At 61.6% G+C, this 14005-nt stretch carries 13 protein-coding genes; 5 read left to right on the top strand and 8 right to left on the bottom strand.

The features are described from left to right. Positions 1–11 precede the first annotated feature (11 nt). Entirely contained in the window at positions 12–1028 is a 1017-nt protein-coding gene (locus CO670_RS00065) for a porin (protein ID WP_097588402.1), read from the bottom strand. Between the two features lie 357 nt (positions 1029–1385). Here CO670_RS00065 and CO670_RS00060 point away from each other — a divergent pair, with 357 nt between their 5' ends. The 5 genes from CO670_RS00060 to CO670_RS00040 all read left to right on the top strand — a co-directional run bounded on the left by CO670_RS00060 (position 1386) and on the right by CO670_RS00040 (position 6169). Further along, the gene (locus CO670_RS00060; RefSeq protein WP_097588401.1) at positions 1386–2411 is read left to right on the top strand and encodes a sulfate ABC transporter substrate-binding protein; all 1026 of its coding nucleotides are present in this window, start codon (positions 1386–1388) and stop codon (positions 2409–2411) included. 8 nt (positions 2412–2419) lie between these two features. Beyond that, positions 2420–3277, top strand: a complete 858-nt coding sequence (gene cysT / locus CO670_RS00055; protein ID WP_097588400.1) for a sulfate ABC transporter permease subunit CysT — start codon at positions 2420–2422, stop codon at positions 3275–3277. After that, positions 3267–4139 (top strand): sulfate ABC transporter permease subunit CysW, encoded by an 873-nt coding sequence (gene cysW, locus CO670_RS00050; RefSeq protein ID WP_097588399.1) that lies wholly within the window; start codon positions 3267–3269, stop codon positions 4137–4139. Before cysT ends, cysW begins: the two co-directional genes overlap by 11 nt. Positions 4140–4149: 10 nt before the next feature. Continuing rightward, positions 4150–5190 (top strand): sulfate/molybdate ABC transporter ATP-binding protein, encoded by a 1041-nt coding sequence (locus CO670_RS00045; RefSeq protein ID WP_097588398.1) that lies wholly within the window; start codon positions 4150–4152, stop codon positions 5188–5190. Between the two features lie 163 nt (positions 5191–5353). Next, positions 5354–6169 (top strand): cell wall hydrolase, encoded by an 816-nt coding sequence (locus tag CO670_RS00040; protein WP_097588397.1) that lies wholly within the window; start codon positions 5354–5356, stop codon positions 6167–6169. 28 nt (positions 6170–6197) lie between these two features. Here the strand turns inward: CO670_RS00040 and pepT are convergent, their stop codons facing one another. The 7 genes from pepT to CO670_RS00005 form a co-directional block, all read right to left on the bottom strand. Continuing rightward, entirely contained in the window at positions 6198–7430 is a 1233-nt protein-coding gene (pepT, locus tag CO670_RS00035; protein WP_097588396.1) for a peptidase T, read from the bottom strand. Between the two features lie 92 nt (positions 7431–7522). Beyond that, entirely contained in the window at positions 7523–8581 is a 1059-nt protein-coding gene (gene ugpC, locus CO670_RS00030; RefSeq protein WP_097588395.1) for a sn-glycerol-3-phosphate ABC transporter ATP-binding protein UgpC, read from the bottom strand. Positions 8582–8586: 5 nt separating this feature from the next. After that, on the bottom strand, positions 8587–9417 hold the full coding sequence (locus tag CO670_RS00025; RefSeq protein WP_011428101.1) for a carbohydrate ABC transporter permease: 831 nt from the start codon (positions 9415–9417) through the stop codon (positions 8587–8589). 4 nt (positions 9418–9421) lie between these two features. Then, entirely contained in the window at positions 9422–10357 is a 936-nt protein-coding gene (locus CO670_RS00020) for a sugar ABC transporter permease (protein WP_097588394.1), read from the bottom strand. A 145-nt stretch (positions 10358–10502) separates the two neighbouring features. Then, a complete protein-coding gene (locus tag CO670_RS00015; protein WP_097588393.1) occupies positions 10503–11762 on the bottom strand; it encodes a sugar ABC transporter substrate-binding protein in 1260 nt (419 codons plus the stop codon). A 33-nt stretch (positions 11763–11795) separates the two neighbouring features. Next, positions 11796–12968 (bottom strand): PLP-dependent transferase, encoded by a 1173-nt coding sequence (locus tag CO670_RS00010; protein ID WP_097588392.1) that lies wholly within the window; start codon positions 12966–12968, stop codon positions 11796–11798. Beyond that, a complete protein-coding gene (locus CO670_RS00005; protein WP_097588391.1) occupies positions 12965–13687 on the bottom strand; it encodes a FadR/GntR family transcriptional regulator in 723 nt (240 codons plus the stop codon). The genes CO670_RS00010 and CO670_RS00005 overlap by 4 nt, the downstream gene beginning before the upstream one ends. Positions 13688–14005: the final 318 nt, after the last annotated feature.

Genomic DNA, 14005 nt, shown 5'->3' with positions numbered 1-14005 from the left:
ATCAGACGATCTTAGAAATCGCGCTGGAAGCGCAGGAAGCCGAAGACTTCGTCGTCGCCTTCGTCCTCATCGTGATATTGCACGCTGAGCTTCGAACGCAGGTCGTCGACGATGCGGTAGTCGATCGTGACACCGGTCGTGTAGGCACTGCCGCCGGTGAAGCCGTTGCCGTCAGCCTCGAGAGCAATGTTCTCGAAGTACTGGAAGCCAGGGGTGACCGACCACTTTTCGTTGATCTTCAAGGCGTATTCCGCTGCGATCGTCCATTCGGACTCTTCGTAGTAGTAGTTGGCGCCGCTTGCCCATACGCCGGCAATGCCGAGCGTGCCAGGACCGATGTCGGCATAGACGATACCGCGGACAGCGACTTCGCTGGTGTCGGTGTCATAGCCGGCAAGCAGGTAAGCGCTGATGGCGCCGGCCTTGTAGGAGACCTGGCCTGCGACACCGAAGTTGTTCGGGCCTTCGCCCGGCTTGGTGTCGTAGTCGTCTTCCAGCTCGTCGATCGAAAGGCCGGCCGCGAAGGCACCATTCTCGTACTGATAACGGATCGAGTTATGGGTCGTCTCGTTGCTGGCGAGCGTATCGGTCTCGCCGCTCATGTCGTCGTCCCACCAGCTGTAGAGCTTACCGACGCGGAAACCGGCGATGTCGATATAGCCTTCATCGAGCAGCGCTTCCTGGTCGGAGGCGTTGTCGACGTTGTAACGCAGGGTGATGACGCCGGTCAGTGTGCCGTACTCGGTGTCGTTCTTGGCCTGGAAGGTGACCTGACCGCGAGTCCAGAAGTTTACGTCGGAATCGCCGGCAATGTGATCGCCGAAGCGCACTTCCGTACGGATGTAACCGCCGATCGAAAGGCATGTTTCCGTTCCCGGAATATAAAAATAGCCGGTACCGTAGGCGTCGCAAACGCGAACATATTCCACGGGCTCGGGTTCCGCCGCCACGATGGCGTCGGCAGCGCGGGCTCCGGATGCCGCGGCAAGGGCGGCAACGGAAGCAAAAAGGATAGTTCTGATATTCATTTTAATGGCCCTTAACAGGTTTGAATGTGAGGCGCATTTCAAGGATGCCCCCACGTAGCGGTCGGCTAATACGGCCGCACCGCCGCCATATAGGAATCCGCCAATGCCATCGCGGCGAAATCCTGGCAAAAATCAGCGCTACGCGCGCCGCTTGTGGAGGAACTGTGGCAGAAAAAACACGGATCTGCGGCAGCACCGCGGCAGGTTGCAATTGGCCGCGGCCAACTTCGGCACGTCCATTTCAAAAAACGCCCTCAAATGGAATGACATTCTACGAGCAACCAAGGAACCGGAAGAACCTTCGTTTCATTATACGACTGAGTTGATAGAGTTAAGACAGATAACAGGAGGGTTCCCATGCAGACAAAACGGCTCGCCCGGCTTCTCGCGGCCGCAGTCATGGCAGGCAGCTTCGCAATCGGGAGCGTTGCTCCCGCATTCGCGGACCAGGCGCTGCTCAACGTTTCCTATGATCCGACCCGCGAATTGTACAAGGATTTCAACGCCGCCTTTGCCGCCAAGTGGCAGAAGGACACGGGTGAAACCGTTACGATCCAGGCCTCGCATGGCGGCTCCGGCGCCCAGGCCCGCTCGGTCATCGACGGCCTCGACGCCGATGTCGTGACGCTGGCCCTTGAAGGCGATATAGACGCCATCGCCAAGGCGACCGGCAAGATACCGGCCGACTGGAAGTCGAAGCTCCCGAACAATTCGACCCCCTACACGTCGACGATCGTCTTCCTGGTCCGCAAGGGCAACCCGAAGGGCATCAAGGATTGGGGCGACCTGATCAAGGATGACGTGCAGGTCATCACGCCGAATCCGAAGACATCGGGCGGCGCCCGCTGGAACTTCCTGGCCGCCTGGGCATGGGCCAAGCAGGCGAATGGCGGCGACGACGCCAAGGCGCAGGACTATGTCGGGAAACTGCTGCAGCACGTTCCGGTTCTCGACACCGGTGCGCGCGGCGCCACGACCACCTTCGTCCAGCGCGGCCTCGGCGACGTGCTGCTCGCCTGGGAAAACGAAGCCTATCTTTCGCTCGAGGAACTCGGCCCAGACCAGTTCGAGATCGTAACGCCGACCTTCTCCATCCGCGCCGACCCGCCGGTCGCCGTCGTCGACGGCAACGTCGACAAGAAGGGCACGCGCAAGGTCGCCGAAGCCTATCTCAACTATCTCTATTCGGACGAAGGCCAGAAGATCGCCGCCAAGCATTACTACCGGCCGATCAAGCCGGAAGCTGCCGACCCGGCCGACATCGCCCGCTTCCCGAAGCTGACGCTCGCCACTATCGACGATTTCGGCGGCTGGAAGGAAGCCCAGCCGAAATTCTTCGGCGATGGCGGCGTATTTGACCAGATCTACAAGCCGGCCCAATAGTAGACTTCATGAAAGCACATAGCCCCACGCGGTGGCGGTTCAGACGGCCGAGCGTCATTCCGGGTTTCGGAATGACGCTCGGCCTTACCTTGACCTGGCTCACCCTTCTGATCCTCATTCCGCTCTCGGGCCTTGCCGTCCGGTCGAGCGCGCTCGGCTGGGAGAAATTCTGGTCGATCGCGCTCGATCCGCGCACGCTGAACGCGCTGCGCATCAGCTTCGGCAGCGCCTTCATCGCCGCGATCGTCAATGCCGTCTTCGGCATCATCCTCGCCTGGGTGCTGGTGCGCTACCGCTTCCCCGGCAAGCGCGTCATCGATGCCATGGTCGACCTGCCCTTCGCGCTGCCGACCGCGGTTGCCGGCATCGCATTGACGACGCTCTATGCGCCGAACGGCTGGATCGGCCAGTTCCTGACGCCGCTCGGCATCAAGATCGCATTCACGCCGGCCGGCATCGTCGTGGCGCTGATCTTCGTCGGCCTGCCCTTCGTGGTGCGCACGGTGCAGCCCGTCATGGAAGAGATCGACAAGGAGGTGGAAGAAGCGGCGGCCACGCTCGGCGCCAATCGCTTCCAGACGATTTTCCGGGTGCTGCTGCCGGGGCTGGCGCCTGCCGTGCTCACCGGCTTCGCGCTCGCCTTTGCCCGCGGCGTCGGCGAATACGGCTCGGTCATCTTCATCGCCGGCAACCTGCCGTTCAAATCGGAGATCGCGCCGCTGCTGATCGTCATCAAACTCGAAGAGTATAACTACGCGGCAGCGACGGGCATTGCGGCGATCATGCTGATCATTTCGTTCACCATGCTGCTCGTCATCAATCTCATCCAGAGCTGGAGCAGGCGGAGGTACGGCTATGGCGCTTGATGCAACCGTTCAACCCGTCAAGCTGCGTTCGGTGACAACAGAACACCGGATCGCACGCTACAGCCTGATCATTCTCTCGCTCGTCTTCCTGCTGCTGATCCTGCTGCTGCCGCTGACCGCCGTCTTCGTCGAAGCCTTCCGCAAGGGAGCCGGTCCCTTCATCACGGCGCTCGGCGATGCCGAAACCTTCTCGGCGATCCGCCTGACGCTGATCGTCGCCGGCATCAGCGTGCCGCTGAACCTCGCCTTCGGCGTCGCCGCCGCCTGGGCGATCGCCAAGTTCGAGTTCAAGGGCAAGGCGTTTCTGACGACGCTGATCGACCTGCCCTTCTCGGTTTCGCCGGTCATATCGGGCCTGGTCTTCGTGCTGCTGTTCGGGGCGAACACCTATCTCGGCCAATGGCTGAGCGCCAACAGCATCAAGATCCTGTTCGCCGTACCGGGACTGGTGCTCGCAACCATGTTCGTCACCTTCCCCTTCGTCGCCCGCGAACTGATCCCGCTGATGCAGGAACAGGGAACGGCGGACGAAGAGGCTGCCCTTTCGCTGGGCGCCAGCGGCTGGCAGACCTTCTGGTATGTGACGCTGCCGAACATCAAATGGGGCCTGCTCTACGGCGTGCTGCTCTGCAACGCCCGCGCCATGGGCGAGTTCGGCGCCGTCTCCGTCGTCTCCGGCCACATCCGCGGCCAGACGAACACCATGCCGCTGCAGGTAGAGATTCTCTACAACGAGTATAATTTCACCGGCGCTTTTGCCGTCGCCACGCTTTTGGCCCTGCTGGCACTCGTCACCCTTGTTTTGAAGACGCTGCTGGAAATGCGCTACAGCGCTGAAATCTCCGCCAGCCGGCGGCACTGAAGGATCTGGAATGGAAGTACGCGTTCAAAACATCCGCAAGGAATTCGATCGTTTTCCGGCGCTGCACGATGTCTCGCTCGACATCCGCTCCGGCGAGCTTATCGCACTGCTCGGCCCTTCGGGCTCCGGCAAGACGACATTGCTGCGCCTGATCGCCGGCCTGGAAAGCCCGACCGGGGGACAGATCTTCTTCGGCGACGAGGATGCCTCGAAGAAATCAGTGCAGCAGCGCAATATCGGCTTCGTGTTCCAGCATTATGCCCTCTTCCGCTACATGACGGTGCTCGACAACGTCTCCTTCGGCCTGAAGGTCAGAAAGGGCGCGCGGCGGCCGCCGAAAGCCGATATCCGCCGGCGGGCGCTGGAACTGCTTGAACTGGTGCAGCTTTCCGGTCTCGAAAAACGCTACCCGGCCCAGCTTTCCGGCGGCCAGCGCCAGCGCGTGGCGCTCGCCCGCGCCATGGCCGTCGAGCCGAACGTGCTGCTGCTCGACGAACCCTTCGGCGCGCTCGATGCCCAGGTGCGCAAGGATCTGCGCAAATGGCTGCGCGAGATCCACGACCGCACCGGCCACACCACGGTCTTCGTCACCCACGATCAGGACGAGGCGCTGGAGCTCGCAGACCGGGTCGTCGTCATGAGCCAGGGCGCGATCGAACAGGTCGGAACGCCTGACGAAGTCTACGACAACCCGAATTCTCCCTTCGTCTTCGGCTTCATCGGCCAGTCGAACTGCCTGCAGGTCGAGATATCGGATGGCGACATCCGCTTCGAAGGCCGCTCGCTCGGTCTCAATGCCTCCGGCGAAGCGGATGGCGGGGCTCAGCTCTATTTCCGCCCGCACGACGTGCGGCTCTGCGAATCGGCGGAAAACTGTATTGCCGGCCATCCGGTTTCCAGCCGCCGCGTCGCGGGCACCCGCCATATCGAACTCGATATCGGCAACGGCCGCCCGAACATCGAAATCGAGCTGCCGCCGAGCGAGGCCGACAGGCTCGACCGCAACCGGGTGGCCTTCAAGCCCACCCGCTGGAAGCTGTTCCGCGGCTGATGGAAATGGACTTGTGATAAGGACCTTCGCCGGAATCGTATTCGGCGAGAGTCCCTCGGGCTTTTTGTGATCCTAGGTTGTTTGTATTTTTGTCACATGCCGAGTAAAACGTTTTCGCGTTAATCATAAAGGGCTGGACTAATCCGATAGGAGGCACCTGGCGTTGAGGGCGGAGATTTCCTTTGCAAAATCCCTGGGCGGGATTTTGTTCGTAGGACTGGCAGCCGCGAGCTGCACGACAACGACGAAGCCGCCGGCAACGGCGGCGAAGACAGCACAGGCTCAACCGGCGAAAGTCACTTTCAACTATACGGCCAAGGATCGCGACTGCCTGAAGCGCGCGATGTATTTCGAATCGCAGCATTCGGACGAGGACGGCTATCTGGCCGTCGGCACCGTCGTCATGAACAGGCTCACCTCAGGGGCCTATCCCCAGTCGATCTGCGGCGTCGTCGCCCAGAGGAGGCAATTTGCCCCCGGCGTGATGACGCGCGAAGTCAAACCGCAGGCGGAAATCGAACTTACGTCCGCAGCAGACGCCATTCTGAAGGGTGCACGCCACCCTGCGGTCAAGGAAGCAATGTTCTTCCACACCGACGGGCTGAAATTCCCTTACGACAACATGCATTATGTGACGGTTGCCGGCGGCAACGCCTTCTACGAGAAGCGCGATTCCAACGGCATGCTCGAAACGCCGGCGCCGCTGCCAGCCTATGAGGTGGCGATGAATTATGTGCCCGGGGAGAGCATGCTGCCGCCGCAATTCGAGGCACTGATACCTTCGGCCGTCCCCGTTCCGCTGCCGGCTCCCGATCCCATGTCCACGGCAAGCACGGCGCAGATGCACATCACCGCGCCGGTGACCCAGCCGGAAACCTCGATCGAGCCCGAGCCGGGAATGCCGGTCGCGATCCCCACTCCCCGCCCCGCCTATGACAGCGTGATGCTGCGCGGCGACATTCCGGCGATCGGCGGCTGACGCCGGCAATTCGGAACAAGAAGAGCGTCTAAGCGCGCTCTTCCCAGACCCTGGCAAGCTCAACGATCGTCCGAACGGCCTTTTCCATGTCCTGGCGGCTGACCCATTCCAGTGGCGAATGGAAGGCATGGCCGCCGGCGAAGATGTTCGGGCATGGCAGCCCCATGAAGGAGAGGCGCGAGCCATCCGTGCCGCCGCGGATGCTGCCGCGCACTGGCGTCATGCCGGCCCGCCGCACGGCCTCGATGGCGTTGTCGACGATCTCGGGATGACGGTCGAGCACAACCTTCATATTGCGATACTGCTCCTTCACCTCGAAGCGGTAGGTCGAGCCGGGATAGGCCGACAGCACGTCCTTCACGATGGCTTCGAGCAGGGCCTCCTTTTCCACGAGCCCCTTCTCCGTGAAATCGCGGATGATGAAGCTCAGGGACGCTTTCTCCATCGAGCCGTTCAGGTCCACCGGATGGATGAAACCCTGCTTGCCTTCCGTAGTCTCGGGCGCGATATCCCGCGGCAGGCGGTCGATGATGGCGCCTGCGATCTTGATGGCGTTTTCCATGCGGTCCTTGGCAAAGCCCGGATGGATCGCCACGCCTGAAATGTCGATCTCCACACCATCGGCCGAGAAGGTCTCGTCCTCGATATGGCCGGCCGTCTCGCCGTCCATCGTATAGGCGAAGTCGGCACCGAGCTTCTTGACGTCGACCTTGTTGACGCCGCGCCCGACTTCCTCGTCGGGCGTGAACAGGATCTTGATCGTCCCGTGCCGGATCTCGGGATTGTCGATGAGGATCTGCGCCGCCGTCATGATTTCCGCCAGCCCCGCCTTGTCGTCGGCGCCGAGCAATGTCGTTCCGTCGGTCGTGACGATGTCGTTGCCGATCTGGTTCTTCAGCTCTGGATGTTCAGAAACGCGGATCACCCGGCTCGGGTCGCCGGTGAGCTGGATATCCCCGCCCGCATAATTCCTGACGATCTGCGGTTTGACATTCGTGCCGCTGAAATCGGGCGCCGTATCCATGTGCGAACAGAAGCAGATGACCGGCACCGGCTTGTCGCTATTGGCGGGAATCGTCGCGTAGACATAGCCGTGCTCATCAAGATGCGCATCGGCAATTCCGATCTTCAGCAATTCGTCGACCAGAACACGTCCGAGATTCTTCTGTTTCTCGGTGGTCGGCTGCGTCGGCGAGGAAGGATCGGATTGCGTGTCGATAACGACATAACGGAGAAAGCGGTCGAGAACAGTGTCGGTCATGGCATCCAGTCCAGCAAGGTCATCTGACGATATAGCCCTCGCGAGCGAGGCGGCAAAAGTTTTTTCCGCTCGCCAAGCGTGAGTTTCACCGCTCAATCGACGCGTTTTCCCTCGGCATCGAACACATGCAGATATTGCGGCGGGAAAGCCACATTGACCCTGGGGCCGGCACTCAGCGCGTCGCGGTTCAGCGTGAAGATCTTGAAGGGCAGGCCGTGCAGGGCAAGATGCAGGATGATGCCGAAGCCTGTAGGTTCGATGAGTTCCACGTCGGTGGCAAGGCCCGCCCCGTCATTGGTCATCAGCACGTGCTCCGGCCGGATGCCGAGCGTCACCTTTGCGCCGTCTGCAAGCGGCAGCGGCTTTGCGAGCGGCACGATCGTTCCGTCCTTCAGCTTCACGCCGCCTGCATCATAGGTCGCATCGAGGAAATTCATCCCCGGCGAACCGATGAAGCCGGCGACGAAGAGGTTGGCCGGACGGTCGTAGAGTTCCAGCGGACTGCCGACCTGCTGGACGATGCCGCCATGCATGGCGACGATGCGGTCGGCCAGCGTCATTGCCTCGATCTGGTCATGGGTGACGTAGATCGAGGTCGCCTTCAGGTCGCCATGCAGTTTCTTGATCTCGGCGCGCATCTGTTCGCGCAGGCGCGCGTCGAGGTTGGAAAGCGGCTCGTCGAACAGGAAGGCCTTCGGCTGGCGCACGATGGCGCGGCCCATGGCGACGCGCTGGCGCTGGCCGCCGGAGAGCGCCTTCGGCCGCCGTTCGAGCAGCGGATCGAGGCCGAGCTTGGCGGCGGCGGCAGACACAGCGCCTGCAATCTTCTCCTTGGCCGTCTTCCGCAGCCTCAGGCTGTAGCTCATATTGCCGGCGACGTTCATATGCGGATAGAGCGCGTAGGACTGGAACACCATGGCGATGTCGCGATCCTTGGGGTGCAGCTCATTCACCCTGGTTCCGGCAATCCGGATCTCGCCGCCGGTGACGTCCTCCAGTCCGGCGATCATACGCAGGAGCGTGGACTTGCCGCAGCCGGAGGGACCGACCAGCACGACGAATTCGCCGTCCCGGATCTTCAAGTCGACGCCGTGCAGCACCTGCACATGGCCATAGGCTTTGCGGATATTCTGAATATCGATCGATGCCATTCTGTTTAACCCTTGACCGCGCCGGCCGTGAGGCCCTGGACGAGATAACGCTGGATGAGCAGGAAGAAGAGGCCGGCCGGAATGAGCGCCATGACGCCCGCCGCCATCATCTGTCCGAAATCCACCGAGAATTTCGAAACGAAGGTGAGCAGACCGACCGGGAAGGTCGCCGCGTCATTGCCGTTGATCAGCATCAGCGCGAAGAGCAGCTCGCTCCAGGCCGCGGTAAAGACGAAGCCGAGCGTCGCGGCGATGCCGGGCAGCGTGAGCGGCAGGATGATCTGGCGAAACGCCGTGAATTGCGTCGCCCCGTCGATCATCGCCGCCTCTTCCAAATCCTTCGGAATGCCGTCGAAGAAGGACTGCATCAGGAAGGTGGCGAAGGGCACGTTGAAGGCGGTGTAGACGATGACGAGCCCGGTCAGGCTGTTGGTCAGATGTAGGGGCGACAGGATCTTGAAGATCGGCGCCACCAGCATGACGAGCGGGAACATCTGGGTCAGCAGCATCAAGGCGACGATCCAGTATTTCGCCCGGAAATTGAAGCGCGACAGCGCATAGCCGGAGAGCGAGGCGCAGATCGTCACCGTCACTGCCGTCGAAGCCGACACGATCAGGCTGTTCTTGAAGAAGGTCGGAAAGGCGCTGTGCTGCAGCACGAAGGCGTAATGATCCCAGCTCGTGCGCGACGGCCACATGCGCACGCCCTCGGTATAGAGCAGGTCGTTCGGCGTCACCGAGACCTTGAGCAGCCAGAACAGCGGGAAGAGCGCGAAGGCGATATAGCAGAGGATCGCCAGACGGTGCGCGATCGTCGGAAGGATGGATCGTCTCATGGTCTCAATCCTTGTTCAGCAGCGTCTGCCGCAGCAGGATGATCAGCATCGAATAGGCGAGCAGCAGCACCAGCAGCACCAGCGCGATCGCCGAGGCATAACCGAAATCGAGCCGCTTGAAGGCGGTCGTGAAGATGTAGCTCGCGACGATCTGCGTGCGGTCCGCCGGCCCGCCATTGGTCATGACGACGATGAGATCGGCGAAATTGGAAATCCAGACGGTGCGCAACAGCACTGTTATGGCGATGGTCGGCGCCAGAAACGGCAGGGTGATCGAGCGGAAGCGCTGGAACCAGCCGGCGCCGTCGATCGACGCCGCCTCGTAAAGATCGCGCGGGATCGCCTGCAGAGCGGCCAGCAGCGTGATGGCGAAGAAGGGGATGCCCCACCAGACATTGGCGACGATCGGCCCCCACATGGCATAGTTGGGATCGGAGAGGATATTGCCCGGCTCGTTCATCAGCCCGAGCGCGAAGAGCCAGTGCGGGATCGGCCCGATGACGGGGTTGAACAGCCAGGCCCAGTTGAGGCCGGCGAGAAAGGACGGCACCGCCCAGGGCAGGAAGACCAGCGCCTGCGCGATCGCCCGGCCGCGGAAGGGCTTGTCGAGCAGCAACGCCAGAATGAGCCCGAAGATGAACTGCAGGACGACGGAAGCGCCGGTCCACCAAAGCGTGTTCCTCAAGGCGCCATAGAAGGCGGCGTCGCTCGAAAGCGCGCGGAAATGATCGAGCCCGATGAAACCGCCGGAAAACGGATTGAGCAGCTGGATATCGCGGAAGGCGTAGGAAACGCCCAATGTCAGCGGCACCAGCATCACCGCGATGATCAGGATCAGCGACGGCGCGCTATAGAGATAGGGCTCCGAAGCATCGGCAAGACGACGCAGCCACGGCCTGCGGTCGCGACGCATGTCGATCGTGTCGGCGGAAATGGTCATCGGATTGCAGTTTCCATAATGTGTAGATCAAGGCTTCGAATGCGAGTGCGGCCCCCTCATCCGACCCTACGGGCCACCTTCTCCCCGCTGGGGAGAAGGTGCCGGCAGGCGGATGAGGGGGCTTCAATCTCAAAGCCCTCTATCTTTATTTCTTCGACAAGAACTTCTGCTGCGCCTTGGTCAGATAGTCCGCCCACTGGTCGGCGAGGTCCTTCGCCGAGATGTCGCCGAGCAGGGCCTGCTGCGAGGTCTTGATCGCCAGCGAATCCTTGAAGAAGGCGAACTCCTCGAGGTAGGTCGGCATGACTGTCGGCACCGTGTTCGGGTCCGCGAGTTCCTCGAACCAGCCCTTGAACTGGTCACCGGCATAGAAGGGATCCTTTTCGGCCGCCGTATAGGCCGGCAGGGCGCCGATGCGCTTGTTCCATTCGAGATTGCCTTCCGGCCCTTCGAGGGTGGCGATCAGCTTCCAGGCGAGGTCCTTGTTGCCGCTCGTCGTGAACATCGACCAGCCGCCATAACCGATGGTCGGGAAGGACTTGCCGTCGGGACCCTTCGGCAGCGGCGCGACGCCGAAATCTTCCTTCTTCATGCGCTCGGCGATGGCGATCAGCGCATCCGGATCCTGGTCGAGGAAGGCGCAGGTGCCGGAATAGAAGCCGGCGACGACTTCGTTGAAGCCCCAGTTGACGCTGTCCTTCGGCGCATAGCCCTTCTTGTAGAGATCGACCATCCACTCGATGCCCTTGGCCCAACCGGGGCTGTTCATCGTCGAGGTGCCGTCCTCGCCGAAGTATTTGTTCGAGCCGGCCATGGAGGCGGCGAAGATCATCCAGCCGTTTAGGCCGCCCGGTCCGCCGCGCATGCAGTAGCCGTATTTGCCAGGCAGCTTGGAGACCTTTTCCGAAGCGGCGGTGAATTCCTCCATCGTCTTCGGGGGTGCTGCGACGCCGGCCTCCGAAAGCAGCTTCTTGTTGTAGAACATCGCCCGGAGATAGAAGCCGTAAGGCAGCATATAGGCGGTGTTCTTGACGTCGCGGCCGAGTTCGAGCGCGCGCGGTGTCAGCTCCTTGGTGTGCTCCCACTTTTCGAGGTAGGGCTCTAAGCTCTCGAGCATGCCGTTATTGGCATAGAGCGACAGCCAGGTATCGGGCATCTCCATCACATCGGGCACGTCGCCGGCCGATACCATGGTCGCGAACTTCTGGAAGGCTTCGTTCCACGGCAGCGAGATGATGTCGACCTTGGTGCCAGGATTGGCGGCCTCGAACTTGCCGACGATCGATTTCAGCGTTTCGGTGCGCTCCGGGCTGGTGATGACTTCGACGAGCTTGAGCGTGGTGTCGGCAAAGGCCGTGCCCGCCATCATCGAAGCGAAGAGCGTCGAGATTATTAGTTTTTTCATGCTCAGTTCCCCCTTTTAGGTTTCTCTCGGGTTTCAGGATTGTGAGGCGGCGGCGAGCGCATCCTCGATGTCCCTCCACAGCGCCTCGGTTCCTTCGAGGCCGACATGGAGGCGTACGGATCGCGCATGAATGCCGAAGGCATGCGCGGAATTCGGCTGCGCCTTCTGCTGCAGCACCACCTCGCCGGGTACGATCAGACTTTCGTGCCCACCCCAGCTTACACCCAGTTTGAAGAGCTTGAGATGGTCGGCGAAGGTGCGGATATCGACGCCCTCGCGGAAGATGAACGAGAAGAGGCCCGATGTGCCGTTGAGCCCGGCGGGCAGTCGGTTGGCGAGGCCGGGATGGCAGACCGTCTCCACCACTTCGAGCCGCTGCAGACGCCTGGCGATCTCAAGCGCGGAGGCCTCATGGGCCTTCATGCGCAGCGGCAGCGTGCGCAGGCCGCGGATCAGCAGCCATGCGTCGAAGGGCGAAAGCTTGCCGCCGAGATAGGGATAGGCCTCGGCCTTGATGCGCGCGATCATCTCCTTCGAGCCGGCAACGACGCCCGCCACCACATCGCTGTGACCGCCGAGATATTTCGAGGCCGAATGGATGACGAGATCGACGCCGAGCGTCAGCGGCCGCTGGAAGAACGGGCTTGCCCAGCTGTTGTCGATCATCGAGACGGCGCCGTGCCGTCTCGCAAGTGCTGCCAGCGCGCCGACATCATGGGCTTCCATCACCCAGCTCGTCGGGCTCTCCAAGTACAGGACCTTGGCGCCGGGCAGCGCCCTGGCGACTGCTTCCTCGTCGCGCCCATCGACATAGGTCACCTCGATCTTCATCCGCTTCAGGATGGTGCCGAACAGCCGGAAGGCATCGGGATAGACGTGCCTGACGGCGACGATGCGGTCGCCCGGCTCGACGAAGCTTAAGACCGCCGAAGAGATCGCCGCCATGCCGCTCGCAAAACCAAGCGCATCCTCGGCGCCTTCGAGCTTTGCCAGCATTTCCTCAAAGGCGCGCACCGTCGGGTTCAGCCCGCGCGTATAGATCGGCCGCACCTTCTCGCCGCGATAGGAGGCGATCATCTCGTCATAATCGGAAAAGGTGAAAAGAGATGTCTGAAAGATCGGCGGCACGACGGCCTCGGCGAAGTTGCCTTCGTCGTGGGCGGTGATGAGGGAAGCAAGATCGAACGGTTCAACGCCGCTGCTCATTTGGACATTTCCTTGATGTCTTCCTCGACGATTTCGAGAATTTTCAATGTTTCCGCGCGCGCCGCCTCCGGGTCCTGGGCAGCGATCGCGTTGAAAAGGGTGCGGTGAAAGGGAAAGGACCGCCGGGCGAAATCCTGCCGGTCGAAAGGATGCTCCCAGAAACGCTCGAAGGTCTCGCGCATCTGTTCGAGAAGCTGGCGAAACAGCGGATTGTGGGTGGCGTCGTAGACGGCGAGATGGAAAGCCAGATCTTCCGGACCGGAGGTGCCCTTCTCCAGGTGCACCCGCTCCATTTCGTCAAGCTTTTCCTCGATGACGACAAGGTCCTTCTCGGTGCGCCGCCGCGCCGCAACCATGCCCGCCTCGCATTCGATGCCGCGGCGAACTTCCAGCGTCTGCAGCAGCGCATCGCGCAGATGCACCGCGTCGAAGGACAGGGGCATGTGGATCGTCGCCCTGGAAACCGGCTTCAGGAGATAGGTACCGCTGCCCTTGCGGGTCTCGATGACGCCGAGCGCCTGGAAGTGACGGATCGCCTCGCGGATCGTTGAACGCCCGACGGCAAGTGCGGCCATTAGCTCCCGTTCGGCCGGCAGCCGGTCCCCTGCCTGCAAGCTGGCCTGCTCGACATAATCCGCCAGCGCATCGGTCACCTGACGCGCGCGGTCGATCGCGGGAAGCGGCCGGATCACCGGCCTGTCGCTACTGTTTGCCTTCATGGTTCCCCATTTTCTTATCAGGCAGTCAGTCCTAAAATTGGTCTGACATCTTAGCATTTCTCAAACCGCGGGAGCCGTCAAGCCGGTGACGTCGATTTCTGATTCCGTCCCTTCACAATGTCTGCTTCGTCTCTCTGAAACGCGCACGTATCTTCGATCCCGGAACCGACTATCGTTCCGAAATGCCGTTTGGTTCAGCCGTCACATGATATCGGCGCGACAATGAGCGCTGGAGCGGGTGTGCAATTTTCCGTCTGAGCTTCGCCTGACGGTCGAAGTCGGCCGGCTAAAGCGTGTCGCGCAAAAGTGTGCGCGGTT

Source organism: Rhizobium sp. J15, assembly GCF_002531825.1.
Lineage (GTDB): Bacteria > Pseudomonadota > Alphaproteobacteria > Rhizobiales > Rhizobiaceae > Rhizobium.
Note: the sequence above shows the minus strand (reverse complement) of the source record. Positions and strands in the feature narration are given on the sequence as shown.

Coding starts and splice junctions, on each gene's coding strand:
- CO670_RS00065 (WP_097588402.1), bottom strand. CDS start 1,028: ATGAATATCAGAACTATCCTTTTTGCTTCCGTTGCCGCCCTTGCCGCG.
- CO670_RS00060 (WP_097588401.1), top strand. CDS start 1,386: ATGCAGACAAAACGGCTCGCCCGGCTTCTCGCGGCCGCAGTCATGGCA.
- cysT (WP_097588400.1), top strand. CDS start 2,420: ATGAAAGCACATAGCCCCACGCGGTGGCGGTTCAGACGGCCGAGCGTC.
- cysW (WP_097588399.1), top strand. CDS start 3,267: ATGGCGCTTGATGCAACCGTTCAACCCGTCAAGCTGCGTTCGGTGACA.
- CO670_RS00045 (WP_097588398.1), top strand. CDS start 4,150: ATGGAAGTACGCGTTCAAAACATCCGCAAGGAATTCGATCGTTTTCCG.
- pepT (WP_097588396.1), bottom strand. CDS start 7,430: ATGACCGACACTGTTCTCGACCGCTTTCTCCGTTATGTCGTTATCGAC.
- ugpC (WP_097588395.1), bottom strand. CDS start 8,581: ATGGCATCGATCGATATTCAGAATATCCGCAAAGCCTATGGCCATGTG.
- CO670_RS00025 (WP_011428101.1), bottom strand. CDS start 9,417: ATGAGACGATCCATCCTTCCGACGATCGCGCACCGTCTGGCGATCCTC.
- CO670_RS00020 (WP_097588394.1), bottom strand. CDS start 10,357: ATGACCATTTCCGCCGACACGATCGACATGCGTCGCGACCGCAGGCCG.
- CO670_RS00015 (WP_097588393.1), bottom strand. CDS start 11,762: ATGAAAAAACTAATAATCTCGACGCTCTTCGCTTCGATGATGGCGGGC.
- CO670_RS00010 (WP_097588392.1), bottom strand. CDS start 12,968: ATGAGCAGCGGCGTTGAACCGTTCGATCTTGCTTCCCTCATCACCGCC.
- CO670_RS00005 (WP_097588391.1), bottom strand. CDS start 13,687: ATGAAGGCAAACAGTAGCGACAGGCCGGTGATCCGGCCGCTTCCCGCG.